Below are 25,050 nucleotides of genomic sequence, written 5' to 3'. Positions count from 1 at the left end.
AAACTAAAAGCGACTTAATGACTACGGTATGTCGTTGCCGGGTCCCGACGAGGGCGCCACACCGGTGATGCCCCACATGACGAGGGCGCCCGCCCGATCGTCGACACGACCGGGCGGGCGCCCCACGGGAACGGGCTCAGTACCCGTTGTCCAGGACCGACTTGAGGAACGACTTGGTCCGCTCCTCCCGGGGATCCCCGAAGATCTGCTCCGGCGGCCCCTCTTCGGCGATCCGCCCCTGATCGAACATCAGGACGCGGTGGGAGACATCGCGGGCGAAGCCCATCTCGTGGGTCACGCACAGCATCGTGATGTCGGTGGTCTCGGCCACCTCCCGCAGCACGTCCAGCACACCGGCCACCAACTCCGGGTCCAGCGCCGAGGTCACCTCGTCCAAGAGGAGGATCTCCGGTCGCATGGCCAGCGCCCTCGCGATCGCCACCCGCTGCTGCTGTCCACCGGACAACTGCGTGGGGTGCGCGTCGATCTTGTCGCCCAGTCCCACCAGCTCCAGGAGTTCCTCGGCCCGCTGGGCGGCCTCGTCCTTGCCCACGCCCAACACGTGGACCGGGGCCTCCATGATGTTCTTGCGAACGGTCATGTTCGGGAACAGGTTGAACTGCTGGAAGACCATGCCGATGCGCTTGCGCCGCCGACGCAGGTGGCCCTCGTTGGCGGGCACCAGCGCGGAGCCCCTCCTCATGTGGCTGAAGGGCTCGCCCTGGATCCAGATGTGGCCCTCGGTGACCTTCTCCAGGGTCATGAGCAGACGCAGGATGGTGGTCTTGCCCGAACCGCTCGGTCCGATGAGCGTGACCCGCTCACCGGGGGCGACCGAGAAGTCCAGATGGTCCAGGACCGTGAGATCGCCGAAACGCTTGACGACCTGATCGAAGACGATCAACGGGCCGTCGGCGTCGCCCTCGACACCCGGTGTCGTCGTGTTCTCGGGGGTATCAGACGGCGGCATATCGCTTCTCCAGTCGTCGAATCACGATCGCGGACGGGATGCTCACCAGGAGGAAGAGGAACCCGACCACGGTGAAGGCCTCCACGATGCGGAAGTCGGCGCTGCCCACACGCTGGGCCTCGGTGAGCAGCTCGGCCACACCGATCGCGAAGAGCAGCGGGGTGTCCTTGAACATCGCGATCAGGTAGTTGCCCAGCGCGGGGATGACCTTGCGGATCGCCTGGGGCAGCACGATCGCCCCCCAGGTACGGGTGGTGGGGAGGCTCAGGGCGCGTGCCGCCTCCCACTGGCCCTTGGACACGCCCTCGATACCCGAGCGGTACACCTCGGCGGTGTACGAGGAGTAGTGCACTCCCAGGACCAGGATGCCCACGGTCATGCCCGAGACCGTCGACGGCGCCAGGAGGAAGACGAACACCAACTGGATGATCAGCGGTGTCGTCCGGATGAACTCCATGACGAAGTGCAGGAGGGAGCCGATGATCGGCACTCGCCGGACGATCGCGATGGCCAGGCCCAGGGCCAGGGCCATCAGATAGGCGATCACCGTGATCTGGACGGTCACCCAGAGGCCGGAGAGCAGGTCCGGCATGATCTGGAACGTCCACTCGAAATCCCAGAACATCACTTGGCCACCCCCACTCGTGTTCCGACCGAGGGCGGTCTCAGCAGGGACAGCGGACCGCCGCCCCCGGGCGTCACCCGGCCCAGCTTCCGGTTGGCGCGGCGTTCGAGCAGTCGCATACCGAGGATGAGCACCTGCGCGATCAGGTAGTAGAGGACGAGGGCACCGGAGTAGGCGACCACCGTCTCGCCCGTGGCCTCACGCAACTGCTGCGCGACGGCGGCCAGATCGGCGACACCGATCAGGTAGGCCACGGCCGTGGCCTTCATCAACTCGATGACCAGGTTGCCGAAGGTCGGCAGCATCTGTGCCCAGGCCTGAGGGACCACGACCAGGCGCATCCGCTGGAACCAGGAGAGGTTCAGAGCGACGGTCGCCTCGACCTGGGCCCTCGGCACCGCGTTGATCGCCGAGCGCACGACCTCGGCGCCGTACGCTCCCACGTTGAGCCCCAACGCCAGGATCGCCGCGAACATGTCGTCCAGCTGGAAACCGGTGGCGACGGGCAGTGCGTAGGCCATCCAGAACATCAGGACCAGGGCGGCGATGCCCCGGAAGACCTCCACGTAGACCGTGGAGACGGCTCTGGGCAACCAGTGGCCGGCCGTCCCCATGATCCCGAAGACCATGGCGAGGACGAAGGCCAGCGCGCTCCCCCCGAGGGTGAGCTGAACGGTCACCCAGGCGCCGTCGAGGAACCTGGGCAACCGTTCTATGAGGAATTCGATCTGTTCCACGGGGCTCAGCCCTCGCAGAGCTCAGCGGTGCTCGTGCCGTCGGGGAGGTCGTCCTCGGTGAAGCCCCACTCCTCGCCCAGCTCGAGCAGACGACCGCTCTCGGTGAACTCCGCGATGACCCGGTTCATCTCCTCCAGGAGTTCGGTGTCGTCCTGACGGACGCACAGACCGCCCCAGCCCTTCTCCTCCTTGCCGTCCATGACGGGGAAGAAGGGCTCGGAGACCTCGAAGTCGCCGCCGCGCTCCTGGATCAGGTAGTGGTGGGACACGCTCAGCATGGAGACCGCGTCCACACGGCCGGACTCCAGCAGCTCGTAACCGGCGGTCTGATTGCCGATGAGCTCCATCTGGCCGTCGGGGACCCCGAAGTACTCGGCGTACGTCTGCTCCACGGAACCGTTGAGGACGGCGAGCTTGAGGTCGGGGTTGTCCGCGAAGTCCTCGAAGTGCTGGATGTTGTGCGGGTTGCCCGAGGCCACCATGAACGCCTCGGGAGAGGTGGCGGTCGGCTCGGTGAAGGCGACCTGGCCACAGCGATCGGGGGTGATGAACACACCGGCGGCGAGGACGTCGAAACGGTTGGCGTCCAGGCCGGGGATCAGACCGTCCCAGTTGACGGGCGAGGCCTGGATCTCGGGGACCCCCAGTTCCTCGAAGACGGCCTGGGCGACGGCGGGAGACTGCCCCGCGGGGTCACCGGCGTCGTCGACGAAACCGAACGGGATCTCGTTGGCCAGACCGACCGCGACGAAGCCCTGCTCACGCAGTCGCTCCAGGGTCGACTTCCCGTCCTCGTTCGCTCCACCGTTGCCGTCGACCCTGGTGCACGCCGAGAGACCGGCCACGGCGAGCCCGACACCACCCAGGCGGAAAGCGTCTCTGCGGCCCCAGGTTCCCCGCCGACGCGCTGGTCCCTGTTTCTTCACGACTGCTCCTCGGATACTCGCGAGAGCGGCGCCTTCGCCCGAAGAAGAGGGGGGCGAGGGCTCCGCGACGTTCGAATGATGTGGATCGCCTCGTGTGGGCTGCTGCCGTGGTGTGGTCCACGGCCCCGTCCGTCACCCGGGAACAGGGGACGACGGCACTGGTACGGGGTCTCCCTCCCCGAGCCCGCCCCTCAGTAACGGGACACCTTTGGTCCGTTATGCACTGGTTATGAGCTTCAGGCCATCAGGTGTCCTTTGTAAGAACCCTCTTCACCCCGGTCACCTGTGCGGGGTGACCCAGGGTCCGTACACCCGTCACCCAGGGGTGTCCACCCTCGCGACGACGAAGGGCGGGGTCCGCGTACGCGGACCCCGCCCTTCGGTCGTACGACCCTCGCCCTGGATCAGGCGGGGGCCTCCTCCTCGACGACCAGCGGGTAGACGCCGTTCTCGTCGTGGACCTCGCGCCCGGTCACGGGCGGGTTGAAGACGCACAGGACACGGAAGTCGGTCTTGGGGCGGACCGTGTGCTTCTCGTGGCCGTTGAGCAGGTAGAGGGTGCCCGGGGTGATGATGTGCTTCTCCCCGGTCTCCTCGTTGGTCAGCTCGGCCTCACCCTCGATGCAGTGCACGAGCTCGACGTGATTGGCGTACCAGAACGTGGACTCGGTGCCCGCGTACAGCACGGTCTCGTGGAAGGAGAAGCCCACCTTCTCCTTGGCCAGGACGATCCGACGGCTGCGCCAGTTCTCGGTCTTGATGTCGGCGTCGGTGTCGTTGATCTCGTCCAGACTGCGAACGATCACTTGGGTCTCCTAACGTGCCGGTGCGCGGAGAGTGCGCTGGTTACACGGTACGGGGCCGACCGATGTCCCGCACGGAGACACCGACCGGCCCCGAAGAATTCGGTGGTCGGTCCTTCGGACGCCCGGTCTCCACCCCGCCCCGACGCACGGACGCGCGTCGGGGTGGAGGGACGGATCCCGGGCACTTCGTCACGCCGGCTGGGCGACCTTGACGGCGGCCCGGGCGGCGTCGGCCATGATGTCCAGACCGGCGTTGAGCTCCTCCTCGGTCGAGGTGAGCGGCGGCAGGAGCTTGGCGACCTCGTCCTGGGGACCGGAGGTCTCCAGGAGCAGGCCCCGCTGGAAGGACTCGGCGGCGACCTTCTTGGCGATGCCCTCGGTCTCGAACGCCAGACCGCGGGCCAGGCCGCGGCCGCGCACGTGGGCGCCGAAGTCGCCGTACTCGGAGGCGATCTCCGAGAGACGGGCCTCGACCATGGCGCCCTTGGCCAGGGTGGCCTCGGCGAAGGAGTCGTCGGTCCAGTAGCGACGCAGCGTCTCCGTGCCGGTGACCATGGCCGGGTTGAAGCCGCGGAAGGTGCCGTTGTGCTCACCCGGCTCCCACACGTCCAGCTCCCGCTTGAACAGCGTGAGCGCCATCGGCAGACCGTAGCCGCTGATGGACTTGGACAGGGTGACGATGTCGGGGGTGATCCCGGCCTCTTCGAAGCTGAAGAACCGGCCGGTACGACCGCAGCCCATCTGGATGTCGTCCAGGATGAGCAGGATGCCGTACTCCTTGCAGAGCTCGGAGAGCCCGCGGAGCCATTCGGCGCTGGCGACGTTGATGCCGCCCTCGCCCTGGACGGACTCCACGATCACGGCGGCCGGGGCGTCCAGTCCGCTGCCGCTGTCCTCCAGCAGGCTGCGCAGCCACAGGAAGTCCGGGGTCTTGCCGTCGAGGTAGTTGTCGAACGGCATGGTCGCCACGTGGTCGAGCGGCACACCGGCGCCACCGCGCTTCATGGAGTTGCCGGTGACGGCCAGGGCGCCCAGGGTCATCCCGTGGAAGCCGTTGGTGAAGTTGATGATGGTCTGGCGTCCGGTGTACTTCCGGGCCAGCTTGAGCGCCGCCTCGACGGCGTTGTTCCCGGCCGGGCCGGGGAACTGGATCTTGTAGTCGAGTCCGCGCGGTTCGAGGATGATCTCCTCGAAGGTTTTCAGGAACTCGCGTTTGGCCACGCTGTAGGCGTCGAGGCTGTGGACGATGCGATCGTCCGTCAGGTAATCGATGAGCGACTTCTTCAGCTCCGGGTTGTTGTGCCCGTAGTTGAGCGAACCGGCCCCGGCGAAGAAGTCCAGGTAGGGCTTGCCGTTCTCGTCATAGACGTGCGAACCGACCGCCTTGTCGAAGACGACCGGCCAGCTACGGCAGTATCCGCGGACTTCGGACTCGAGGCGCTGGAAGGTCTCCATCGTGATGTTCCTTGATTCCTTTCCCCAACTTCGTGGGCTCAGGGCTTAGACGAGGGGTGGGTCAGGATCGCGTTCGATCCGGTACGGACGGTCAGTCGTCGGAGGCGGTGGGCTCGGGGCCGATGGGGCCGATGCGCACGAGGTCCTCGGGGTCGTGGTTCTCGCCCCCGCCGGCCGGGAAGTGCTCCTCGGTGAAGAGCGGGCTCCACTCGGCCTCGGTCCCCAGGTCCCTCGCGAACGAGGCGAAGAGGGCACGAGAGGCCTTGTTGTCCGGGGTGACGGTCGCTTCGAGGTACCGAAGTCCCTGCTCGGCGAAGGTCTCGCCGATGAAGTCGAGCATCCGGCGGGCCAGTCGCCGACCACGGTGAGCGGAGTCGACGGCCACCTGCCAGAGGAAGTACGTGTCCGGGCTGTCGGGACGGACGTAACCGGTGACGTAGGCCGCCACCCGCCCGTCGGCGTCCCTCGCCACGACGCTGGTCGCGGCGAAGTCCCGGCACCAGAGCGTGTAGGCGTACGGAGAGTTCACGTCCATCCCCGTCTCGCCGGCCAACCGCCACATGTGCGGCCCGTCCTCCGGGGAGGGGTGGGTCAAGCGCACGTCCCCACGGCCCACGGCCTCGGCGGTTTCGGAGCCCGGGGCTCCGTCGTCGTTTCGGTCGTGTGCTTCGAGGTTCGTTCGTAGATGTGGCACGTCGACCGAACTTAGCGAACGAAGACCAAAAGAGTTTCAGCGAGATTCCGCGCAGATGTTTGAACAGATAGGGCGCGGGTATGGCTCGTCTATTTAGCAGTGTTCGGCGACCTCGGCCGACACTCGCAGATGACGCGCGGTAGCGGTGGAGCGGCCCGCGCACCCCCTGTCCATCAGGGGGTTCGCGATCCTTTCCGGACCCGGTTCACCCGGGGGAGGCGCCCACCGTCCGGCCGATCGCCTCTAGGCGTCAGGGTCAAACATAGAGCCTCGGAGCGCGATATTAAGCGTGCGTTAAGTCACATGAATTCGGTGGGAACCTAGCGACATAACGCCCTCGAAGGACTGCGGCCCACGTCACACGGTACGCGCTCCGAGCTCCGAAAGCGGCTGTACGCAGGAAAATCCCTCGGCCTCGGAACGGGTCGAGAGGCCGCCCCCTTCGCCCCTTTCGCCCCTCGCCCACCTCGCGAACGGGGCCCGAAGCCCCCTCCTCCCCGACGGACGTCCTTGATGATTCTCGGATTTTGGAGCAGACTTCCTGTAGTACGACCTCATGTAGTACTACAATTAGTCGCACCGCTTCGCCGCAGCCCAGAAGGGTCGCAAACCTGGGACGGCAGCGTGGACACCAACTTCGCTGACCCACCGTGGGATCCACGGTGCGGACCACTGACCAGGGATCGGAGGCACTCGTGAACCGCCTGTACCACGAGAGCGAGGACTGGGTCGAGCAGGGGAACTGCCGCTCATACGACCCTGAGATCTTCTTCCCGGTGAGCAGCACCGGGATCGGTCGCATCGACACGGAGAAAGCACTCGACGTCTGCCGCAGCTGTACTGTTCGCCCGGAATGTCTGCGGTGGGCCCTTCGCGCCGGTGAGGCTCATGGAGTCTGGGGTGGCACCACCCCCGAGCAGCGTCGCTACATGCGCCGCGAGCTGGTACCGGCGGGATAGCCCCGGGTGAGGCCGTCGGGTGCGCCACGCGCCCGGCGGTCTTCCCATGTCCCCGGTCACCGTCTTGCGGCGCCGGAGGGCACGGCCTAGGTTCTCTAACGTGCGACCCGCTCACGGCACGCTCCGTCTCACGCGCACGGCCTTCCTCGCCGGCGCGTGCACCGGGCTTGCCTGGGGAGGTCACAACCTCTGGGCCGCCACCCCGGCCGGGGTCGAGGGCTTCGCCCTGGCCACGCTCCTCCTCTTCTGCCTTCTGTGGCGCTTCACCCGCGTCATGCGGGGGTTCGGCGACATCTTCGCCGTGCTGGCCCTCGCGCAGATCGCCCTCCACCTGACCCTCCAGGGTTCGGCGGGCCCGCTTCCGATCGCCCTCGACACGGGGATCGACCACAGCGGACACGGGCTGCTCACCCACACACTCGGCTTCGCCCCGGGCATGCTGTTCGCACACCTGTGGGCCGCCCTGCTCGCCGCCGCGCTCCTGGCCCACGGTGAATCGGCGCTATGGTCCCTGACCTCCGCCGTCTCCAGGGCCCTGCCGCGGCTGCTCCGCGTTCCCGATCTCGCGTTCGACCCTCCCGGACGAACGCCCGCGTCCCCTTCGAAGGGCCTGTTCTCCCTCGCCGTCCGCGCGTCGCACGGCCCCCGTGGGCCCCCCGGTTCGCCCACGTCCCCGCCCATCCCGTCGTGAACGCTCCCCGCGTTCCCTCGGTGTGCTCCGGGGACCGGCGAAAAGAGCCGGGCGAGCACGGTCGCACCCGTGCCGGCCGGACGTGAACCCTCACCCCGACGGCCTGAGAGAAGAACATGAGAAGAATCCGCACCGCAGCCGCCCTCGTCGTCCCCGTGGCGGCCGCCCTGCTGCTGGCCCCCTCCCCCGCCCTCGCGCACGACGTCCTCACCGGCTCCAACCCCGAGGACGAGGCGACTCTGGAGACCCTCCCCGAGGAGGTCGTGCTCACCTTCAACAACGCCCCGATGGAAGGGGGAAGCGGCAGCGCCATCGTCGTGACCGGCCCCGACGAGGAGACCCAGTACGAGGACGGAGAGCTGGTCTTCGACGGCACCGACGTCTCCGTGGGCCTGGCCCCGCTGGACCAGGCCGGCGACTACACCATCGCCTTCCGCGTCGTCTCCTCCGACGGCCACCCCATCCAGGAGACGCTCACCTTCACCGTGACCGACGAGGCCGTCGCCGAGGCCGCTCCCGAGGAGCCCGCCGAGGAAGAGGCCCCCGCCGAGAACGAGGCCGCGGACGAGCAGGCCGAGGAGGCCCCTGCGGAGGAGGCCCCCGCCGAGGAGGCGGGCGGCTCCTCCTCGACCATGCTGATCATCGGTGGTGTCGTCGTCCTCGCGATCATCGGTCTGATCGCGATGCTCGTGACGCGCATGCGCAACCGCCCCGGTTCCGACTCCTGATCCGTAAGGATCCGGTCCACGGACACCGGACACACGAAGGGGCCCGTACGCCGAAGCGTGCGGGCCCCTTCCCGTCGTGGTGCCCCGAGACCGTGAGCGGTCCCGGGCACGACCGTCAGCGTCGCCGCGCCAACAGGATGCTGATGTTGTCCTTGCCCCCGGCCCCCATCGCGGCCTGCCAGAGGGCGTGGACGGCGGCCTCGTCGCTACCGGCCTCGGCGATGATCCGCTCCATCTCCTCCGGCAGCACCAGGTCGGACAGGCCGTCGCTGCACATGAGCCAGGCGCTGGGGTCGGCGGCCTCGTCCCTGCCCACATGCGGGACCATCGATCCGCCCGAGCTTCCGCCCAGGGACTGGGTGATGAAGTTGGTCGTGACGGGACGTCCGTCCTCGGAGGGCGGTAGGGCCGGAGAGTCGTCCTCCGAGAGCTGACGCAGGTGGCGCCCCTCCAGACGGTAGGTACGCGAGTCTCCGACGTTGAACCAGAAGTTGCCGTCGCTGTTGAGCAGGACGCCCGCGACCGTGGTCCCCATCCCCGAGAACTCCGGGTGCTGGGAGGCGTGGTCCTTGATCTCCTCGTCGATGTGGGTGAGGAGCTGGGCGACCTCCTCGGTGTTGTTGAGCCGCGGCCCCATCTCGGCCATGCGGTGCACCGCGTGCTCGGAGGCGATCTCCCCGGCGGCCTGGCCGCCGATACCGTCCGCGACCGCGAGGATCACCGGTTCGCTCACCGGCAGCACGCAGCGGACCGGGGAGGTCATGTTCGCGCTGGCGACGGTGAGCGCACCCATGACCACGGAGTCCTCGTTGGCAGGGCGGATAGCGCCCCGGTGCGTGAGGGCCGTGACTATGACTTCCCCACCAGCGACACCCATACGCCCTTCCTCCCGTTTCGTCGGCCGTGGCCGGTTGCCCGGCGCCCAGCGCCGGGCCTTGGTCGAGTCCCGTTCAACGTCTGGATTCTGTAACCGTACCGAGCCACCGCCGGAGTCGGTCAAAATCCGCGTACATCATGGCGGAAAACACCCGGATATGCAGTTCCCGCACCGCTTTTCGCCGCCAAAAGTGTTGCGCGGGTGACCTGAGGGACTTCCAGCGCCGTCCCCCTCGGTTCCGGTCCGACAGTAGCGTTGCCGGAACCCGACCAACAGGGCCTATCGGAATGTTCGACGAAACCGCAGACCAGGGCTTCGCGGCGACGAAGGGCCCGGGTACTCCGGGAGGGTTTCGGACAGCCTGTGGGATAGAACGCACGTTGTCGGCCGGTCCGGGGTCTGGCAGAATGGTCGGAGTTGGGTGTCTAAGACGCAGACACACACGACCCCGCCCCGCGCGCGGACCTGGCCACAGGTACGCCCGGTGGCGCTCAGTCTCCTACGACGGTCGTTTGGTGTGGTCTGTCATGCGTCTCTCCCCTCCTCTCTCTCCTCTTCCGCCGCGCCGTGCCCTCCGCACGCGCGTCTTCCTCGACGCCGCACGGCGTTCCCCACCGGCCGCGATCGCGCCGTCCCCGTATCCCCCGTCATCCTCCGTGGGCGCCTCGTAACGAGACGACGCCCCTCGGTCGGCCCCGCTCCCCGCTCCGGCCACCGACCACAGTCATCCCGGGTGGACTCCGACTCCCCGCTCCGGAGTCCCGCCGGGACCAACCACTAAGGACACCACGGCGGTGTCCAAGGAGTTCAGCCCAGTGAAGATCGCCATGGTCGCCGAACACGCCAATCCCCTTCCCGCTCACCGGGGCGAGCCGGCCTGCCCCGCGAGCCTGCACGCCTGTGCCCTCTCCCGTCAGCTCGCCAAACGCGGTCACCGGGTGACCGTCTACGTCCGCCGCAGCGACCCCGAGCAGCCCGAGGGCCGCACCCGTATGGCCCGCGGCGTCTCCGTCGCCTACCTCGACGCCGGCCCCGCCCGCCCCCTCGCCGAGGACGAGCACGCCGAGCACACCGGGGCCTTCGGCACCGCGCTCGCCGCCGTCCTCGACGAGGACACCCCCGACGTGCTGCACGCCATCGGCTGGACCAGCGGCCTGGCCGCCCTCCACGCTCAGGCGCACAGCGAGAAGGACCAGAGCGGGACCCCCATCGTCCAGACCTTCCACTCCCTCAACGCCAGCGAACAGCGGTCCGGCATGGCCCACCGCCCCGACCGAGCCCGCATGGAGACGATCCTGGCCTCCCGGGCCGACCACGTCCTGGTCAACTCCACCGACCAGCAGGGCGAGCTGGCCCGACTCGGTGTGCCCCGACACCACGTGAGCGTCGTCCCCTTCGGCGTGGACACCGACCACTTCAGCGTGGAGGGCAGCGCCTCCACCGAACCCTGGCACTCCCGCCGCGAGGAGCGTCCCCGTCTCATCTCGGTGACCTCCCTGACCGCGCCCGGTGGCGCCGAACGTCTGGTCGAGGCGATGACCCGCCTGCCCGAGGCCGAACTGCTGCTGGTCTCCACCGCCGACGACCGCACGGTCGCCCTCGACGAGAACGCCCGCCGCGTCGAACTGCTGGCCAAGGAGGCCGGGGTGAACGACCGCGTGCACCTGACCGGACCGGTGGAGCGCAAGGAGCTCCCGCGTCTGCTGCGCTCCGCCGACGTGTACGTCTCCGCCGCCTCCCACGACCCCTACGGCGGCGCCGTCCTGGAGGCCATGGCCTGTGGTCTCCCGGTCGTCGCCACGGCCACCGGGGCCGTCCCCGGCGCGGTCCTGCACCGCACCAGCGGCGTGCTCATGCGGTTCGGCCGTCCCGACGAGGTCGCGCGCTCGGTACGCGCCGTCCTCAACACCCCGACCATGAGCAGTGCCTACGGCATCGCCGCGGTCGACCGCGCCCGCTCCCGCTTCACCTGGCAGCGCATCGCCGTGGAGACCGAGCTCGCCTACGAGCGTTCCCGCCCACAGCAGACCGACCACCGGGACCGTTCCGACGAGGACGAGGCGGAGCTGCTCCTGTCCGGGTCCGCCCACTGAGCGGTCCTCCACCCTCGATGACGTTCGAACACCAGGGACTGCTCCTGCGCCGTGGAAGACGCTCTTCCACGGCGGTCGGGGAGCGGCTCCGCTCCACCGTCCGGGCCGGCGTCCGGACCGTGCTCGCCGTGACCGATCCGGCCGCCCTCCTCGACGGGCTCGCACCCGCCGAACGCGACCGGATCGAGGTCATCGAGCGGGACACCCTCTACGACGCCCCGGGGCGCGCCCTGGCCGCCCTGCACCGGATGGCCCTGCTCCACGGCTCCGTCAGCGTCGTGGCCGAGCCTCCCCTCCTGCCCTCCGACGGGTTGGAGGGACGCGAGTGGCACCGGATGGAATCGGTGCTGAGCACGGCCCTGGCCCCCATGGACATGAGCCTGTTGTGCGTCCACGACGAACAGTGGCTCCGTCCGGGGAACAGGTCCGCGGTCCTGGCCACCCATCCGATGCTCCTGGGCACGCGCACCGCCCGACCCAACCCCGACTACCGGGGCACCGAGGCCTTCGGGCGGCGGGTCCGCGCGCCCGAGCCGATGGCCGTGACCGGCCCCTCCCACCGGCTGGAGATCTGTCCGTCGCTCCCCCGGTTACGGGAGGACCTCGGCGACCTGGGACGGCTCCTGGGTCTGGCCGACGGCCTCGTGGACGGCCTGGTCGTCGCGGTGAACGAACTCGCCGCGAACGTCCTGGAACACGGGGCGGGCAAGGGCACGGTCCAGGTATGGCGTGGACCGGACCGATGGGTGTGCGACGTCTTCGACGAGCGAGGCGGCCTCACCGACCCGTTGGCCGGCTACCGACCGGCCGACAGTCTCCGACCACGCGGATACGGGCTGTGGATCACCCGCCAGATCTGCGACTACATGGAGATCTGCGGGAGCAGGGACGGCTCCCTGGTGCGATTGCACTTCGTCGACCGCGTCTGACCGGCCGTTCTCCGAGCTCACCCCCTGTATTCTGCGGCACGCGTCCGTCCCCCGAGGCGGGCGCCCCCTTCGAGAGGAACCATCATGACCACCGAGTCGAACGCCGACGCCCCGGCCGAACTCCTCGACCGGGCCCGGCGGGACTACAAGGAACTGACCGCGCGAGGCCTGAAGCTCGACCTCACCCGCGGCAAGCCCGCCCCGGAGCAGCTCGATCTCTCCGAGGGGCTGCTCTCCCTCCCCGGCGACCGGCACCACGCCCCGGACGGCACCGACGTGCGCAACTACGGCGGCCTGCGCGGCCTGCCGGAACTCCGGGAGATCTTCTCCGACGTGCTCCAGGTCCCCGCGGACCGCCTCCTCGCGGCCGGGAACTCCAGCCTGGAACTGATGCACGACTGCCTGGTCCACGCCTTCCTGAGCGTCCTGCCCGGCGCCGAGACGCGCTGGGCCGACCAGGAGCGGATCGCCTTCCTGTGCCCCGTGCCCGGCTACGACCGGCACTTCGCCCTCACCGAGCGGTTCGGCATCGAGATGATCCCCGTACCGATGGACGGCTCCGGTCCGGACATGGACGTCGTGGAGCGGCTCGTCGCCGAGGACCCGGCCGTCAAGGGCATCTGGTGCGTGCCCAAGTACAGCAACCCGAACGGGGTCGTCTACGGCGACGAGACCATCGCGCGTCTGGCCCGGATGACCACCGCCGCCCCGGACTTCCGGATCTTCTGGGACAACGCCTACGCCGCCCACCACCTCACCGATGAGCCCGTAGAGATCGCCGACCTCTCCGCCGCCTGCGCGGAGAGCGGGAACCCCGATCGGCCGTTCGTCTTCGGCTCCACCTCGAAGATCACCTTCGCCGGGGCCGGCGTCGGCTTCTTCGGTTCCTCGACCGCCAACGTGGACTGGCTGACCGCCAACAGCTCCAAGCGTTCGATCGGCCCGGACAAGGTGAACCAGCTCCGGCACCTCCTCTTCCTGAGGGACGCGGAAGGGCTGCGGATCCACATGGAGCGCCAGCGGAGCCTGCTCCAGCCCAAGTTCGACACCGTCCAGCGGATCCTGGAAGCCGAGCTCGGCGGTACCGGGCTGGCCGAGTGGACCACCCCCACCGGCGGCTACTTCGTCACCCTGGAGGTCGGCGAGGGCTGCGCCAAGGAGGTCGTGCGCCGCGCCGCCGAGGCGGGTATCGTCCTGACCCCGGCCGGGGCGACCCACCCCTACGGCGACGACCCGCGTGACGCGACGATCCGTATCGCGCCCAGCTTCCCCTCCCTGGAGGAGCTGGAGAAGGCGATGCTCGGCCTGACCACGTGCGTGCGCCTGGTCGGCTACGAGAAGCGCCACGGGAACTGACCCGTGCTTCGGGGCGCGGGCCGCGACATCGGCGCGCGCCCCGCGTCAGCCGGCCTCGGCGAAGGAGGCGACCGCCTTCCCCACGCTCTCCATGATCGGGATCACCTGGTCGATGCCCGCGATCACGAACAATCGGTTGACCTGCTGCTGAGGCTCGGCGATCACCAGACCCACACCGAGGTCGCGGGCCTGCCGGAAGGCGGCCACCAGCACCCCGATGCATCGGGAGTCGCAGAACCCCACCTTGTCGAAGGCCACCACCACGCCCTCGGGCCCTTCGGACAGCACCTCGTCCAAAGCCTCGGCCAGGGCCGGAGAGGTGACCGCGTCCATCTCGCCGACGGGCGTCACCACGGCGACACCGTTCTCTCGGCGGATCGAGATGTCTGACGTCACGGTCGCTTCTCCTTGTCGTTCGCGTGCACCGGGTGGGACTCGCGCCCGCCCTGGGGCGGACCGGCCGCCACCGCGTTCCGCGACGGCCCCGACCTCTCATCATGACGCCTCCCGATCACACTCGGGACTCGTATCGATGTGTTCACCGGGACGTTCACGCCGGGAGGCTCACCCTCGACGCCCGCGCCCTCGCATACGCGGCTGGGGGCCGGTGTTCTCCGCCACCAGGTCCCGGGCCACCTCCACGACCCGCTTCCGATTGCGCTGGGCCACCTCGCGCAGGGCCGCGAAGGCGGTGTCGGCGTCACAGCCCCGGGCGTGCATGATGATCCCCTTGGCCTGGTCGATCACCGTACGCGCCGACATCGCCCTTCGCATGTGGGCGGACTCGCGCGCCGCGTCGGCCTGACGCCCCGCCGTGTGCAGGGCCATCGCCGCGTGTTCGGCCAACAGCGCGGTGAGATGGGTGACGACCTCTTCGTCGAAGGCGTCCGACCGTCCCGAGTGCACGCCGAAGGTGAGGACACGGTCCTCCCCCTCGCCGGGAAGCTTGCTGGGCTGGGTGATCGAGGAACGGTCACCGCACTGGACGGCCATGCTCGTGTATCCGGGCCAGCGCTGGTCGCGGAGCACGTCGGAGACGCGGACCCTGCGCATCTCACGGACCGCCTCGACCGTGGGGCCCTGGTCGGTCGTGTACTGGTATTCGAAGGCCTCGGAGAGGTCGGAATGGGAGGCGCCGTAGTCGCTGACCACGTGACGGCCGGTCCCGTCCGGGGCGACCACCTCGCGCCAGAGCACGACCAGGGAGGCCGAACATCCGGGAACGCCCCACGCGGCGGCGCGGCTCATCTGGTCCAGAGCCCGCTCGGGGGTGGTGCTCTCCTCTTGTCCCAGAGCGCCGATGTCACGGGCGAGGCGTTCGATCCACATCGTGCGAACCTCCTCCGCTCGTCCCGTTCTCCCCCACCAACGGTAACCTTCGGAAAGGCCTCGACCGGACACGGGCCGTCCTCAGCACGGGGACAAAGCACCTTCTCGGCACCCGCCCCGGGCCCGCCGAGCACCGCCGCACCGCCCTCGAAGACGACCGGGAGACCGTGAGCGTGTCGGACAACCTCGCCGATCTGCAACGCGAGATCAACGCGTTGAGCGAACGTGTCGCCGCCCTGGGCAACACCCACGCCACCTACCCGGACGATGCCCAGGGCACCGCCGAGGCCGCCCTCGCGGAGTTGGAGTACGCGGAGCGTCTGCTCGGCGACGCCGGAGCGGAGCTGGCCCGTGCCCACAGCAACCCCGCCGCGCCCCGCCGCTCCGGCGAGGACAACGACCGGGTCCTGCTGCGGGCCGTGTTCAACGAGCTCAGCGTGCCCGTGGTGCTGTTGGACCACGACGGCTACATCCGGAGGATCAACAACTCCGGGGCCGAACAGTTGGGCGGAGCGCCCGGTTATCTCACCGGCAAGCCCTTCGCCCACTTCGTCGACCTGCGCAAGCGCGCGGCCATGCAGTCGTGGCTGGCGGCGGTGCTGCGCGGTGACGGGCCCGCCTCGTTGGAGTCCCGGCTGGCCCAGCGGGGGTGGGCCGAGGACGTGCATCTGACCCTGACCCGGTTGGAGCTGCCCACGGAGGCCCAGCCGCTGGTCCTGGTGGCGATGTCGCCGCCGATGCACGGCGACGAGGAGGAGGGGCCGGCTCCGTTGGAGTCGGAGGTCGAGGACCAGGTGGTGGTCCTGGCCGCCCGACGGTTGGACGTGCTCACCCGAATGACCCGGCTGCTGCTGCGCGGCACCACTCCGACCAGGGGGCTCGCGCTGACCGAGGCCGCCGACCTGCTCGCCGACTCCTACGCCGACTGGGTGATCATCGACGTCTGTGATCTGCCGAAGGACCCTCAGGCCGCGCGCCGCGCCACCGTGGTCGGCCCGGCCGACGTGCCCGACGGCCAGGCCGAGGAGGTGGCGGCGCTGCCCCCGGGCGACTCCGACATCCCCGGCGAGGTGCTGGGTCGCGGCCAGTCGCTGTTGTTCCCCTTGATCGAGGACGAGTCGGTGCTCGGCCACCTGGCCTCGGGCGCCCCGGTCCTGGCCGCCCTCGGCGCCGGTTCACTACTGTCGGTGCCTTTGCGCGGCAGCCGCGGCGTCCGGGGCGCGCTCACCCTGATCCGCCGCAGCAACCGGGGCAGCTTCCGCCTCGCCGACCTCGGCCTGATCGAGGAGATCGGCGAGCACATCGGCCTCGCCCTCCCACCCCGCCCCTGACCGGTTCGGGCACCTCCGCCCTCTCACATCTCCCAGGGGGTCGGTGCACACGATCTCCTACCTCGCCACGGGGGGTTGCCCGTTCGGGCGCCGGGAGTGTTCTGCAAGACGAGTCGAGCCGCCCGCGAGGAACGAGCGTAGGCGTGGACGAGGATGAAGAACGCTCCCTCCCTTGGCGCCCGAACACGGCCCGAAGCGCCAGCGGAGGGCCAAAGCAAACACTTTCGGACCTTAAGCACAGCAGGGTGTAACCGGTACATGGTCCCCTACCTCAACCCCCGGAGACCCCGAAGCGAAGCGGAGCACCGAAACTAGTCGTCGGGCCCGTGCAGGGTGTCCACGAGGGTGGACAGGCGTGAGGCCGAGCGGTCGACCCTGCGCACGGCGTCCACCAAGGGCTGGTCGACCTCCTGGTAGTTGGTGACGATGTGCTCGCGCAGGTCCGCGAGGTCGGCCTGGACCTGGCGGGAGCGTTGGGCGAGCTGTTCGGCGAGGACCTTGCCCGGTTCCCCGGTCTCCTGGTTGAGGACCCGTTGGAGGGAGCGGGCCTGTTCACGCATCTGGGCCTTGAGCTGGTGCAACTCCACGAAGACCTCGACCTTGGAGCGCAGGACCCATGGGTCGAACGGCTTGATCAGGAAGTCCACGGCCCGCGAGGAGTAACCGCGGAACACCTGGTGCCGGTCGACCTCCTGCGCGGTGAGGAAGATGATCGGCACATCCTTGGTCTTCTCCCGCTGCTTGATGTGCGCGGCGGTCTCGTACCCGTCCATTCCGGGCATGATCACGTCGAGCAGGATGACGGCGAAATCGGTGCCCAGAAGGTGTTTCAGCGCCTCCTCGCCGGAGTTGGCCCGCACCAGGTTCTGGTCCAGGGAGGTGAGGGCCGCTTCCAGAGCGATGAGGTTCTCGTCGCGGTCGTCGACGAGAAGGATGTTGGCCTTCTGAGTCACTGCTGGTTACTCCGAGTCGTGCGGCGGGGTGTCTCCGGCGTCACCGGGGTCCCCGTTCGAGTCGTTGTCGTCCCTGGTCTCACCGTGACCACTGTGGTCCGTTCCGCCATTGTGCCCGTCCTCGGACCCTTCCGTGTCACCGCTCCGCTCGTCGGCGGCGGCTCCGGCCCGGGTCTCCTCCGGTCCGGCGGTCAGCCAACGGCGCATCACGTCCAACAGATGGTCCAGGTCGACCGGCTTGGTGACGTAGTCGGTGGCTCCCGCCGCCAGGCTGCGTTCCCGGTCTCCCTGCATGGCCTTGGCCGTGAGCGAGATGATCGGCAGATCCTCGAACTGGGGCATCTCCCGGATCCGCTGGGTGGTCTGGTTACCGTCCAACTCGGGCATCATGACGTCCATCAGGACCAGGGAGATGTCCTCGTTGGCCTCCAGCTTCTCGATCCCGGTGTGCCCGTTGTCCGCGTAGAGGACCTCCAGGCCCTGGGCCTCCAGAGCGCTGGTCAGGGCGAACACGTTGCGCACGTCGTCGTCGACGATGAGCACCCGTTGTCCGGCCAGGACCGCCCTCCGTTCGGGGTCGGGCCGTGCCTCGCTGTGCTCCTCGGCGCCGGGCTCCTCGGGCTCGGGCGCCTTGAGCACCTGCACCATCGGCAGCGGCTCGTCCGGCTGTCCGGAGTCCGTCAGAGCGGCCACGACCGCGTCGAAGTCCTCGTCGGGCAGGTCGAGGTCGCTGTCGCCGACGGCGGCTCCGAGGGCGTCGTGCTCTCCGCCGCCCTGTTCCAGGACGGCGAGGGGCTCCAGGGTGCCGCCGGTCTCGTCGACGGCCTCTCCGGCGTCCTCGGGCAGCCGGACCGGGAGCAGCAGGGTGAACGTCGACCCTTGGCCGGCCACGCTCTGCACCCGGATCTCACCGCCGAGCAGACGGGCGAAGTTACGGCTGATGGAGAGCCCGAGCCCGGTTCCTCCGAAGCGGCGCGAGGTGCCGCCGTCGCCTTGGTGGAAGGCCTCGAAGATCACCTGGAGCTTGTCCTCGGCTATGCCGATCCCGGTGTCCGCGACGGTGAAGGCGATGACCTCCTCGTTCTCCACGAACATGTCGAGATCGGTGTCCTCCAGTGCCCAGGCCGGCTCGATGAGCAGCCGTACCTCGCCCTGCGAGGTGAACTTGACCGCGTTGGAGAGCAGGTTGCGCAGGATCTGCTGGAGCCGCTGTTCGTCGGTCCACAGGGTCTCGGGGATGTCCGGTGAGACGTCCACCGCGAACGCCAGCCCCTGTTCCCCGGTGACCGGCCGGAACGTGGCCTCCACGTAGTCGACGAGCTGGGCGATGGACACCTCGCTGGGCTGCACCTCGGCGCGGCCCGCCTCCACCTTGGACAGGTCGAGGATCTCGTCGATGAGCAGGAGCAGGTCGCTTCCCGCCTTGTGGATGGTCTGGGCGAACTCGACCTGCTTGGGCGTGAGGTTCTGTTCGGCGTTGTCGGCGAGCAGACGCGCCAGGATCAGCAGGCTGTTGAGCGGCGTGCGCAGCTCGTGCGACATGTTCGCCAGGAACTCGGACTTGTACTTGGACGAGACCTGGAGCTGGTGGGCGCGCTCCTCCAGAGCGTTGCGGGAACGCTGGATCTGCTGGTTCTGGAGTTCGATCGCCCGGTTCTGGTTGGCGAGCTGGGTCGCCTTCTGCCGCAGCTCCGCGTTCATGCCGCGCAGCTCCTCCTGCTGGCGTTGGAGCTCGTTGGAGCGTTCGCGCAACTGGCTGGTGAGCTGCTGGGACTGTTCGAGCAGGTACTCGGTGCGGTTGTTGGCCAGGATGGTGTTGATCGTGGTACCGAGCAGGGAGACCAACTGGCGGAGGAAGTTCTTGTGGATCTCCCGGAACTCCTCGTAGGAGGCGAACTCCACCACACCCAGGGAACGTCCCTCGGTGACGATCGGGAGGATGTACAGGTGGTTCGGTGCGGCCTCGCCCAGGCCGGAGCCGACCGTGACGTAGCCGGCCGGCAGGTTGCCCACCTGCTGTTCCACCTGCTGGGACAGGGCCTCGCCGGCCAGCCCGACACCCTTGTGGATGCGCAGTCGGCCTTCATCGGGTTCGAATCCGAACCCGGCGTAGAGCCGGAAGATGTCCTCGTGGTCCTGGTCCTCGGGCAGGTAGCAGGCCCCGTGCTGGGCACCGATCAGCGGCGTGACCTCGGTCATGATGAGGCGGGCCAGCTCGTTGAGGTCGCGGTGCCCCTGGATGCGCCCGGAGATGCGGGCCAGGTTGGACTTGAGCCAGTCGGCGTCGCGCTGGTCGGCGGTGGTCTCGCGCAGATTGGACACCATCAGGTTGATGTTGTCCTTGAGCTGCTGCATCTCCCCGAGGGTGTCGACCTGGATGTTGCGGGTCAGGTCGCCCTTGGCGACGGCGTTGGCGACCTCGGCGATGGCCCGCACCTGTGTGGTGAGGTTGCCCGCCAGCCCGTTCACGCTGTCGGTGAGCTGCTTCCAGGTTCCGGTGACGCCCTCGACCTTGGCCTGGCCGCCCAGCTGTCCCTGGCTGCCCACCTCGTAGGCCACTCGTGTGACCTCGGTGGCGAAGGCCGACAGCTGGTCGACCATGGTGTTCACCGTCGTCTTCACCTCGAGGATCTCTCCCTGGGCGTTGACGTCGATCTTCTTGGTGAGGTCACCGGCGGCGACCGCGGTCGTCACCTCGGAGATGTTGCGCACCTGCGTGGTGAGGTTGTGCGACATCGAGTTGACGTTCTCGGTGAGGTCGTTCCAGATGCCGGAGACGCCCTTGACGCTGGCGCGACCGCCCAGCTTGCCCTCGGTACCCACCTCACGGGCCACACGGGTCACCTCGTCCGCGAAGGCGGAGAGCTGATCCACCATCACGTTGATGGTGTCCTTGAGCTCCAACATCTCGCCCTTGGCGTTGACCGTGACCTTCTTGGTCAGGTCGCCGGCGGCCACCGCCCGCGTCACCATGGAGATCTGTCGCACCTGGTAGGTCAGGTTGTTGGCCATCGAGTTGACGTTGTCCGTCAGGTCCTTCCAGACCCCGGAGACGTCCCGTACGTGGGCCTGTCCGGCCAGTTTGCCCTCGGTGCCGACCTCACGCGCGACGCGGGTGACCTCGTCGGCGAAGGTCGACAGCTGGTCCACCATCGTGTTGATGGTGTCCTTCATCTCGAGCATCTCGCCCTGGGCGTCGACGGTGATCTTCTTGCCCAGGTCGCCCTTGGCGACCGCCGTCGTGACCTGCGAGATGTTGCGGACCTGGTAGGTGAGGCTGTTGGCCATCGAGTTGACGTTGTCGGTCAGGTCCTTCCAGATACCCGACACGCCCTTGACGCTGGCGCGACCGCCCAGCTTGCCCTCGGTACCCACCTCACGGGCGACCCGGGTGACCTCGTCCGCCAACGAGTCGAGCTGGTCGACCATGGTGTTCACGGTGTTCTTCAGGGCGAGCATCTCGCCCTGGACGTCGACCTCGACCTTGCGGGTCAGGTCGCCTCGGGCGACCGCCGTGGTCACCTTGGAGATGTCGCGGACCTGATTGGTCAGGTTGTCCGCCATGGAGTTGACGTTGTCGGTGAGGTCCTTCCAGATGCCCTGGACCCCGCGCACGTTGGCGCGACCACCGAGCTTGCCCTCGGTGCCCACCTCACGGGCCACTCGAGTGACCTCGTCCGCGAACGTGGAGAGCTGGTCCACCATCGTGTTGAAGGTGTCCTTGAGCTCCAACATCTCGCCCTGGACGTCGATGGTGATCTTCTTGCCGAGATCACCGCGGGCGACGGCGGTGGTGACGGTGGAGATGTCCCGCACCTGGAGGGTGAGGCGGGAGGCCATCTGGTTCACCGACTCGGTGACCTCGCGCCAGGCGCCGGAGACGTCCTCGACGCGGGCGCTGCCGCCCAGCTTGCCCTCGGTCCCCACCTCGCGGGCGACCCGGGTGACCTCCTCGGTGAAGCCGCTCATCTGCTCGGCCATCCGGTTGACCGTGTTGGCCAACCGCAACAGGTCGCCCTTGAGCTCCCCGCTGCGTCCCTCGGTGGAGGCTCGACGGTTGAGCTCGCCCTCGGCGACCGAGTCCAGCACCTGGGCGACGTCGGTGACCGGCCGGGCCACCTCGTCCATGAGGAGGTTGAGCGCGCGGGCGCTGTTGCCCCAGGCGCCTCGGGCCGGGTGGACGGTGACCCGTTCGTTGAGTCGACCCTCCTCACGGACCACGTCGCCGACGCGCTGCAACTCGCTGCTGAGCTGTTCGCTGTGGTCGACCACCTCGTTGAAGACCGAGGCGATCTCGCGGAGCCTTCCGCTACCACGCGATCGGAGCCGGACACTGAAGTCGCCGTCACGCATCCGGTACAGAGCGTTCAGTATCTCGTCGAGTTGATCGTCGGCCAGTTCCATGACCGCCTCGGGCATGAACCCCTCCTCAATCCGCACACCACGTCGGCCACCGATCACCATGCCGGGGTCGTCCCGACTCGACCCTCAGCGCAGTGGGCCGGTCCCGTGCCGGGTGCGGGCACGGGACACGGAGGACACGCGTGCGATCACATGTCCACCGGTGACACCCCGTCACGCTACCGTCGCGAAGTACCACCCGAAAGAAGCGGATGTGTCGTCTTACACTAACCGGCCGTGCCATCGCGCACAGGCGGGTTGAGGATCTCGTCTTCTCGGCGTTCCGCGAACAGAGGTCCGCACGCGTGGGAACCGATCCCGCGTATCGTGGCAGGAACCACCCCTCCACCACCCGCGCCCAGTGACGAAGGACACCGACGGCTTGGCAGCACAAGACGCGTTGAAGGTCGCTCGACGAGAGTTCCCCCCTGCTCCAGAGACCGCGGCGGCCGCCCGAGAGTTCGTGCACGACACCCTGCTGAACTGGGGTGTCCCCGACCCGTTCGACGACATCATCCTGTTGGTCAGCGAACTGGTCACCAACGCCGTCATCCACGCGGACTCCGCGCTGGAGGTCACCGTCCGGCGCACCGACGGTTCGACCGAGGTGATGGTCACCGACTCCGCGCCCGAACGCGCCGTCCCCCAGGCCGGACCGCTCGCGGTGGACACCTCCCCCTCGACCGGCGACGAACGCAGCGGGGGCCTGGGGCTGGCCCTGGCCTCGGCGATCGCCTCCAGCTGGGGTGTCAGCTATGGGCGTAACGACAAGGCGGTGTGGTTCCGGATCGAGGACAAGGGCACCGAGCACTCCTCTCTGGAGTCGCCGCCGGTGCGCAGGGGCCCCTCCCGTCCCGCGCGTCCGCCCGCGTGGTCGGCGCTGGACGCGGCGTTGGGCTCCCGACTCAGCCTTCCCCAATTGCTGGAACGCACCGTGGAGTACGCGACCACGGCCCTGGGCGGTGACGCCGCCTACATAGCGCTGGCGACCTCGGACGAGACCATGTGGGAGATCCGGGCGGCGATCGGGCTGACCGGCGGCGCCCCTTGGCGTTCGGTGCGGGTGCGCACCGAGGAGACCTTCCCGTCGGCCGCTCCCGAGACCGGGCCGGTGATCAACGACGATCTGATGATCGCCCGCGCCAACCGGGGCGTACTGTCCCGCGCGGGGATGCGGTCCCTGGTGACGGCCCCGCTGATCGTGGACGGCCGGGTGACCGGGCTGCTGGCGGTGGCCTCCACCCGGGCCCGCCACTTCGGACCGGCCGCGGCCAAACGGCTCCAGGAGGGCGCCGACCTGATCGCTCTCCCGGTGGAGCGGTCCCGTCTCGCCGAGGTGGAACTGAGCCGCCGCGCCTCGCTGAGCTTCCTGGCCGAGGCCAGCGACCTGCTCGCCGGCACGTTGGACGAACGGATGACCGGGGCGCTGGCCGCCCAGCTCATCACGTCGCGACTGGGCCGCTGGTGCGCCATCCACACCATCAACGAGCTGGGCATCTCCAGGCTCACCCACGTGGTGCACAGCGACGAGAACCTCAACGACATCCTGCGTTCCCTGCTCACGGCGCTGCCTCCGCGCGAACAACGCGAGCCGCAGCCCCTGTGGACCCAGAAGGAGCTGGCCGCCGAGGGGCTGGACGAGCAGATGACGGGCGTCCTGGCGCGCGGCCCCGCGATCAGCATCCCGCTGATCGCGCACGGCCGGGCCCTGGGCCGGATGACCATCGGCAAGAACGAGACCGACGACTTCACCCGCGAAGAGGCCGACGTCGCCGACGACCTGAGCCGTCGGGTCGCCTCGGCGATGGAGAACGCCCGTCTGCACGAACGGCACACCGCGATGAGCACGGCGCTCCAGCGCAGTCTGCTGCCTCCCAAGGACAAGGAGCCGGTGATCCCCGGTGTGGACCACGCGGTCTACTACCGTCCCTCGGACGAGCGCAGCGAGGTCGGCGGGGACTTCTACGACGTCTTCTCCGCCAGCGGACGATGGTGCTTCGCCATCGGCGACGTGTGCGGTACCGGACCGGAGGCGGCCGCCGTCACCGGTCTGGCGCGACACACCCTGCGCGCGCTGGCCCGAGAGGGGTTCACCCCGGCGCACATCATGCAGCGGTTGAACATGGCCATCCTGGACGAGAACACCTCGACCCGATTCCTGACGATGCTGTACGGGGAGATGACCCCCGCCACCGACGCCGCCGGAGGCATGCGCGTACGCATGGTCTCGGCCGGGCATCCGCTCCCGCTCCGGCTGAACCAGAAGGGTCGGGTGGAGCCCTTCGGCACCTCCCAGCCCCTGCTGGGCGCCTTCGAGGACGTGGGCTTCAGCACCGAGAGCGTGGACATCCGCCCGGGCGAGGTGGTCCTGGCGGTGACCGACGGCGTCACCGAGCGCCGCAGCGGAAGCGACATGCTCGGCGACGAGGGGCTGACCGAGATCTTCTCCCACGCCGCCGGGCTGACCGCCCAGGCGGTGATCAGCCGGATCGAGCGCGAGCTGGAGGAGTACGCTCCGGGCGGCAACTCCGACGACACCGCGATGCTCGTCCTGCGCTTCCTCTGACCCCGCGGCCTCAGAGCCAGCCCATGTCCTGGGCGGTGCGGATCGCGGCCATGCGGTTCTCCGCGCCGGTCTTGCCGATGGCGTTGGACAGGTAGTTGCGCACGGTGCCCTCGGTCAGATGCAGGGCCTTGGCGATCCCGGCCACGGTCGCCCCGTCGGAGGCGGCGCGCAGCACCTCGGTCTCGCGATCGGTGAGAGGGCTCTCACCTCCGACCATCGCGGCGGCGGCCAGGTCGGTGTCGATGTACCGACCGCCGCCGTGGACCTTGCGGACGGCACCGGCGAGCTGCTCGACCGGCGCGTCCTTGGCCAGGAACCCCCGGGCCCCCGCCTCCAGGGCCCGACGCAGGTAGCCGGGCCGACCGAAGCTCGTCAGGATGACGACCCCGCAGCCGGGGGCGCGCCGCCCCAGCTCGGCCGCGGCCTCCAGGCCGGTGGCGCCCGGCATCTCGATGTCGAGCACGGCGACGTCGGCGGCGTGTTCGAGAACGGTGTCGACCACCTGGTCGCCCCGCCCCACCTCGGCGACGACCTCGATGTCGTCCTCCAGGCCGAGCAGAGCGGCTATGGCGCCCCTGACGAGATGTTCGTCGTCCGCGAGCACGAGCTTGATCACAGGTGGGG

The 25,050-nt window shown here is 68.9% G+C and carries 21 protein-coding genes; 8 read left to right on the top strand and 13 right to left on the bottom strand.

Going from position 1 to position 25,050, the window contains the following annotated elements; all coding sequences use genetic code 11:
• Positions 1–136: 136 nt before the first annotated feature.
• From ehuA to ectA, 7 genes are all read right to left on the bottom strand, one after another.
• Positions 137–970 carry an ectoine/hydroxyectoine ABC transporter ATP-binding protein EhuA gene (ehuA, locus tag U9J66_RS20435; protein WP_017536203.1) on the bottom strand — a complete coding sequence of 278 codons (834 nt, stop codon included), beginning with the start codon at positions 968–970 and terminating at the stop codon, positions 137–139.
• The gene (ehuD, locus tag U9J66_RS20430) at positions 957–1,595 is read right to left on the bottom strand and encodes an ectoine/hydroxyectoine ABC transporter permease subunit EhuD (protein ID WP_042282037.1); all 639 of its coding nucleotides are present in this window, start codon (positions 1,593–1,595) and stop codon (positions 957–959) included. The genes ehuA and ehuD overlap by 14 nt, the downstream gene beginning before the upstream one ends.
• Complete coding sequence (gene ehuC / locus U9J66_RS20425) at positions 1,595–2,323, bottom strand: ectoine/hydroxyectoine ABC transporter permease subunit EhuC (protein WP_026125308.1); 729 nt, start codon at positions 2,321–2,323, stop codon at positions 1,595–1,597. Before ehuC ends, ehuD begins: the two co-directional genes overlap by 1 nt.
• Before the next feature lie 14 nt (positions 2,324–2,337).
• Positions 2,338–3,177 carry an ectoine/hydroxyectoine ABC transporter substrate-binding protein EhuB gene (gene ehuB / locus U9J66_RS20420; RefSeq protein ID WP_014908683.1) on the bottom strand — a complete coding sequence of 280 codons (840 nt, stop codon included), beginning with the start codon at positions 3,175–3,177 and terminating at the stop codon, positions 2,338–2,340.
• 485 nt (positions 3,178–3,662) lie between these two features.
• The gene (locus tag U9J66_RS20415) at positions 3,663–4,064 is read right to left on the bottom strand and encodes an ectoine synthase (RefSeq protein ID WP_014910344.1); all 402 of its coding nucleotides are present in this window, start codon (positions 4,062–4,064) and stop codon (positions 3,663–3,665) included.
• A 189-nt stretch (positions 4,065–4,253) separates the two neighbouring features.
• Positions 4,254–5,519 (bottom strand): diaminobutyrate--2-oxoglutarate transaminase, encoded by a 1,266-nt coding sequence (gene ectB, locus U9J66_RS20410; protein WP_014909366.1) that lies wholly within the window; start codon positions 5,517–5,519, stop codon positions 4,254–4,256.
• 91 nt (positions 5,520–5,610) lie between these two features.
• The gene (gene ectA, locus U9J66_RS20405; RefSeq protein ID WP_081536567.1) at positions 5,611–6,120 is read right to left on the bottom strand and encodes a diaminobutyrate acetyltransferase; all 510 of its coding nucleotides are present in this window, start codon (positions 6,118–6,120) and stop codon (positions 5,611–5,613) included.
• 788 nt (positions 6,121–6,908) lie between these two features.
• Between ectA and U9J66_RS20400 the strand changes: the two genes are divergently transcribed.
• From U9J66_RS20400 to U9J66_RS20390, 3 genes are all read left to right on the top strand, one after another.
• Positions 6,909–7,172, top strand: coding sequence for a WhiB family transcriptional regulator (locus tag U9J66_RS20400; RefSeq protein WP_014911313.1), 264 nt, complete (start codon positions 6,909–6,911; stop codon positions 7,170–7,172).
• A 100-nt stretch (positions 7,173–7,272) separates the two neighbouring features.
• Entirely contained in the window at positions 7,273–7,863 is a 591-nt protein-coding gene (locus tag U9J66_RS20395) for a hypothetical protein (RefSeq protein WP_014911702.1), read from the top strand.
• Between the two features lie 116 nt (positions 7,864–7,979).
• Complete coding sequence (locus U9J66_RS20390) at positions 7,980–8,591, top strand: copper resistance CopC family protein (protein WP_326338407.1); 612 nt, start codon at positions 7,980–7,982, stop codon at positions 8,589–8,591.
• Between the two features lie 115 nt (positions 8,592–8,706).
• Here the strand turns inward: U9J66_RS20390 and U9J66_RS20385 are convergent, their stop codons facing one another.
• Positions 8,707–9,468, bottom strand: a complete 762-nt coding sequence (locus tag U9J66_RS20385) for a PP2C family protein-serine/threonine phosphatase (protein ID WP_026125309.1) — start codon at positions 9,466–9,468, stop codon at positions 8,707–8,709.
• An 815-nt stretch (positions 9,469–10,283) separates the two neighbouring features.
• Between U9J66_RS20385 and U9J66_RS20380 the strand changes: the two genes are divergently transcribed.
• From U9J66_RS20380 to U9J66_RS20370, 3 genes are all read left to right on the top strand, one after another.
• Positions 10,284–11,561, top strand: a complete 1,278-nt coding sequence (locus U9J66_RS20380) for a glycosyltransferase (protein ID WP_326338427.1) — start codon at positions 10,284–10,286, stop codon at positions 11,559–11,561.
• 17 nt (positions 11,562–11,578) lie between these two features.
• The gene (locus tag U9J66_RS20375; protein WP_326338405.1) at positions 11,579–12,490 is read left to right on the top strand and encodes an anti-sigma factor RsbA family regulatory protein; all 912 of its coding nucleotides are present in this window, start codon (positions 11,579–11,581) and stop codon (positions 12,488–12,490) included.
• Between the two features lie 84 nt (positions 12,491–12,574).
• Positions 12,575–13,846 (top strand): aminotransferase, encoded by a 1,272-nt coding sequence (locus tag U9J66_RS20370; RefSeq protein ID WP_326338403.1) that lies wholly within the window; start codon positions 12,575–12,577, stop codon positions 13,844–13,846.
• A gap of 45 nt (positions 13,847–13,891) precedes the next feature.
• Here U9J66_RS20370 and U9J66_RS20365 read toward each other — a convergent pair whose 3' ends face one another.
• Complete coding sequence (locus U9J66_RS20365) at positions 13,892–14,242, bottom strand: STAS domain-containing protein (RefSeq protein ID WP_017536210.1); 351 nt, start codon at positions 14,240–14,242, stop codon at positions 13,892–13,894.
• A 168-nt stretch (positions 14,243–14,410) separates the two neighbouring features.
• On the bottom strand, positions 14,411–15,175 hold the full coding sequence (locus U9J66_RS20360; RefSeq protein WP_042282045.1) for a GAF and ANTAR domain-containing protein: 765 nt from the start codon (positions 15,173–15,175) through the stop codon (positions 14,411–14,413).
• A gap of 173 nt (positions 15,176–15,348) precedes the next feature.
• On the opposite strand from U9J66_RS20360, the gene U9J66_RS20355 reads away from it, so the two are divergent.
• Complete coding sequence (locus U9J66_RS20355; RefSeq protein ID WP_014913518.1) at positions 15,349–16,506, top strand: PAS domain-containing protein; 1,158 nt, start codon at positions 15,349–15,351, stop codon at positions 16,504–16,506.
• Positions 16,507–16,817: 311 nt separating this feature from the next.
• On the opposite strand, the gene U9J66_RS20350 is transcribed toward U9J66_RS20355, so the two are convergent.
• Both U9J66_RS20350 and U9J66_RS20345 read right to left on the bottom strand, forming a co-directional pair.
• Positions 16,818–17,459: a response regulator gene (locus U9J66_RS20350; protein ID WP_014910200.1), complete on the bottom strand. Its 642-nt coding sequence runs from the start codon at positions 17,457–17,459 to the stop codon at positions 16,818–16,820.
• 6 nt (positions 17,460–17,465) lie between these two features.
• Positions 17,466–21,878: a HAMP domain-containing protein gene (locus tag U9J66_RS20345; protein WP_014909782.1), complete on the bottom strand. Its 4,413-nt coding sequence runs from the start codon at positions 21,876–21,878 to the stop codon at positions 17,466–17,468.
• Positions 21,879–22,260: 382 nt separating this feature from the next.
• On the opposite strand from U9J66_RS20345, the gene U9J66_RS20340 reads away from it, so the two are divergent.
• Positions 22,261–24,426, top strand: a complete 2,166-nt coding sequence (locus U9J66_RS20340) for a SpoIIE family protein phosphatase (RefSeq protein ID WP_026125311.1) — start codon at positions 22,261–22,263, stop codon at positions 24,424–24,426.
• A 10-nt stretch (positions 24,427–24,436) separates the two neighbouring features.
• Here U9J66_RS20340 and U9J66_RS20335 read toward each other — a convergent pair whose 3' ends face one another.
• Positions 24,437–25,042, bottom strand: coding sequence for a response regulator transcription factor (locus U9J66_RS20335; protein ID WP_014911598.1), 606 nt, complete (start codon positions 25,040–25,042; stop codon positions 24,437–24,439).
• Positions 25,043–25,050 lie beyond the last annotated feature (8 nt).

It is taken from the genome of Nocardiopsis sp. LDBS1602 (assembly GCF_035818715.1).
Lineage (GTDB): Bacteria > Actinomycetota > Actinomycetes > Streptosporangiales > Streptosporangiaceae > Nocardiopsis > Nocardiopsis alba.
The sequence above is the reverse complement of the archived record's forward strand: the minus strand, read 5'-3'. Positions and strand labels throughout refer to the sequence as shown.

Coding starts and splice junctions, on each gene's coding strand:
- ectB (WP_014909366.1), bottom strand. CDS start 5,519: ATGGAGACCTTCCAGCGCCTCGAGTCCGAAGTCCGCGGATACTGCCGT.
- U9J66_RS20375 (WP_326338405.1), top strand. CDS start 11,579: ATGACGTTCGAACACCAGGGACTGCTCCTGCGCCGTGGAAGACGCTCT.
- U9J66_RS20390 (WP_326338407.1), top strand. CDS start 7,980: ATGAGAAGAATCCGCACCGCAGCCGCCCTCGTCGTCCCCGTGGCGGCC.
- ehuA (WP_017536203.1), bottom strand. CDS start 970: ATGCCGCCGTCTGATACCCCCGAGAACACGACGACACCGGGTGTCGAG.
- U9J66_RS20345 (WP_014909782.1), bottom strand. CDS start 21,878: ATGCCCGAGGCGGTCATGGAACTGGCCGACGATCAACTCGACGAGATA.
- U9J66_RS20385 (WP_026125309.1), bottom strand. CDS start 9,468: ATGGGTGTCGCTGGTGGGGAAGTCATAGTCACGGCCCTCACGCACCGG.
- ehuD (WP_042282037.1), bottom strand. CDS start 1,595: ATGTTCTGGGATTTCGAGTGGACGTTCCAGATCATGCCGGACCTGCTC.
- U9J66_RS20360 (WP_042282045.1), bottom strand. CDS start 15,175: ATGTGGATCGAACGCCTCGCCCGTGACATCGGCGCTCTGGGACAAGAG.
- U9J66_RS20370 (WP_326338403.1), top strand. CDS start 12,575: ATGACCACCGAGTCGAACGCCGACGCCCCGGCCGAACTCCTCGACCGG.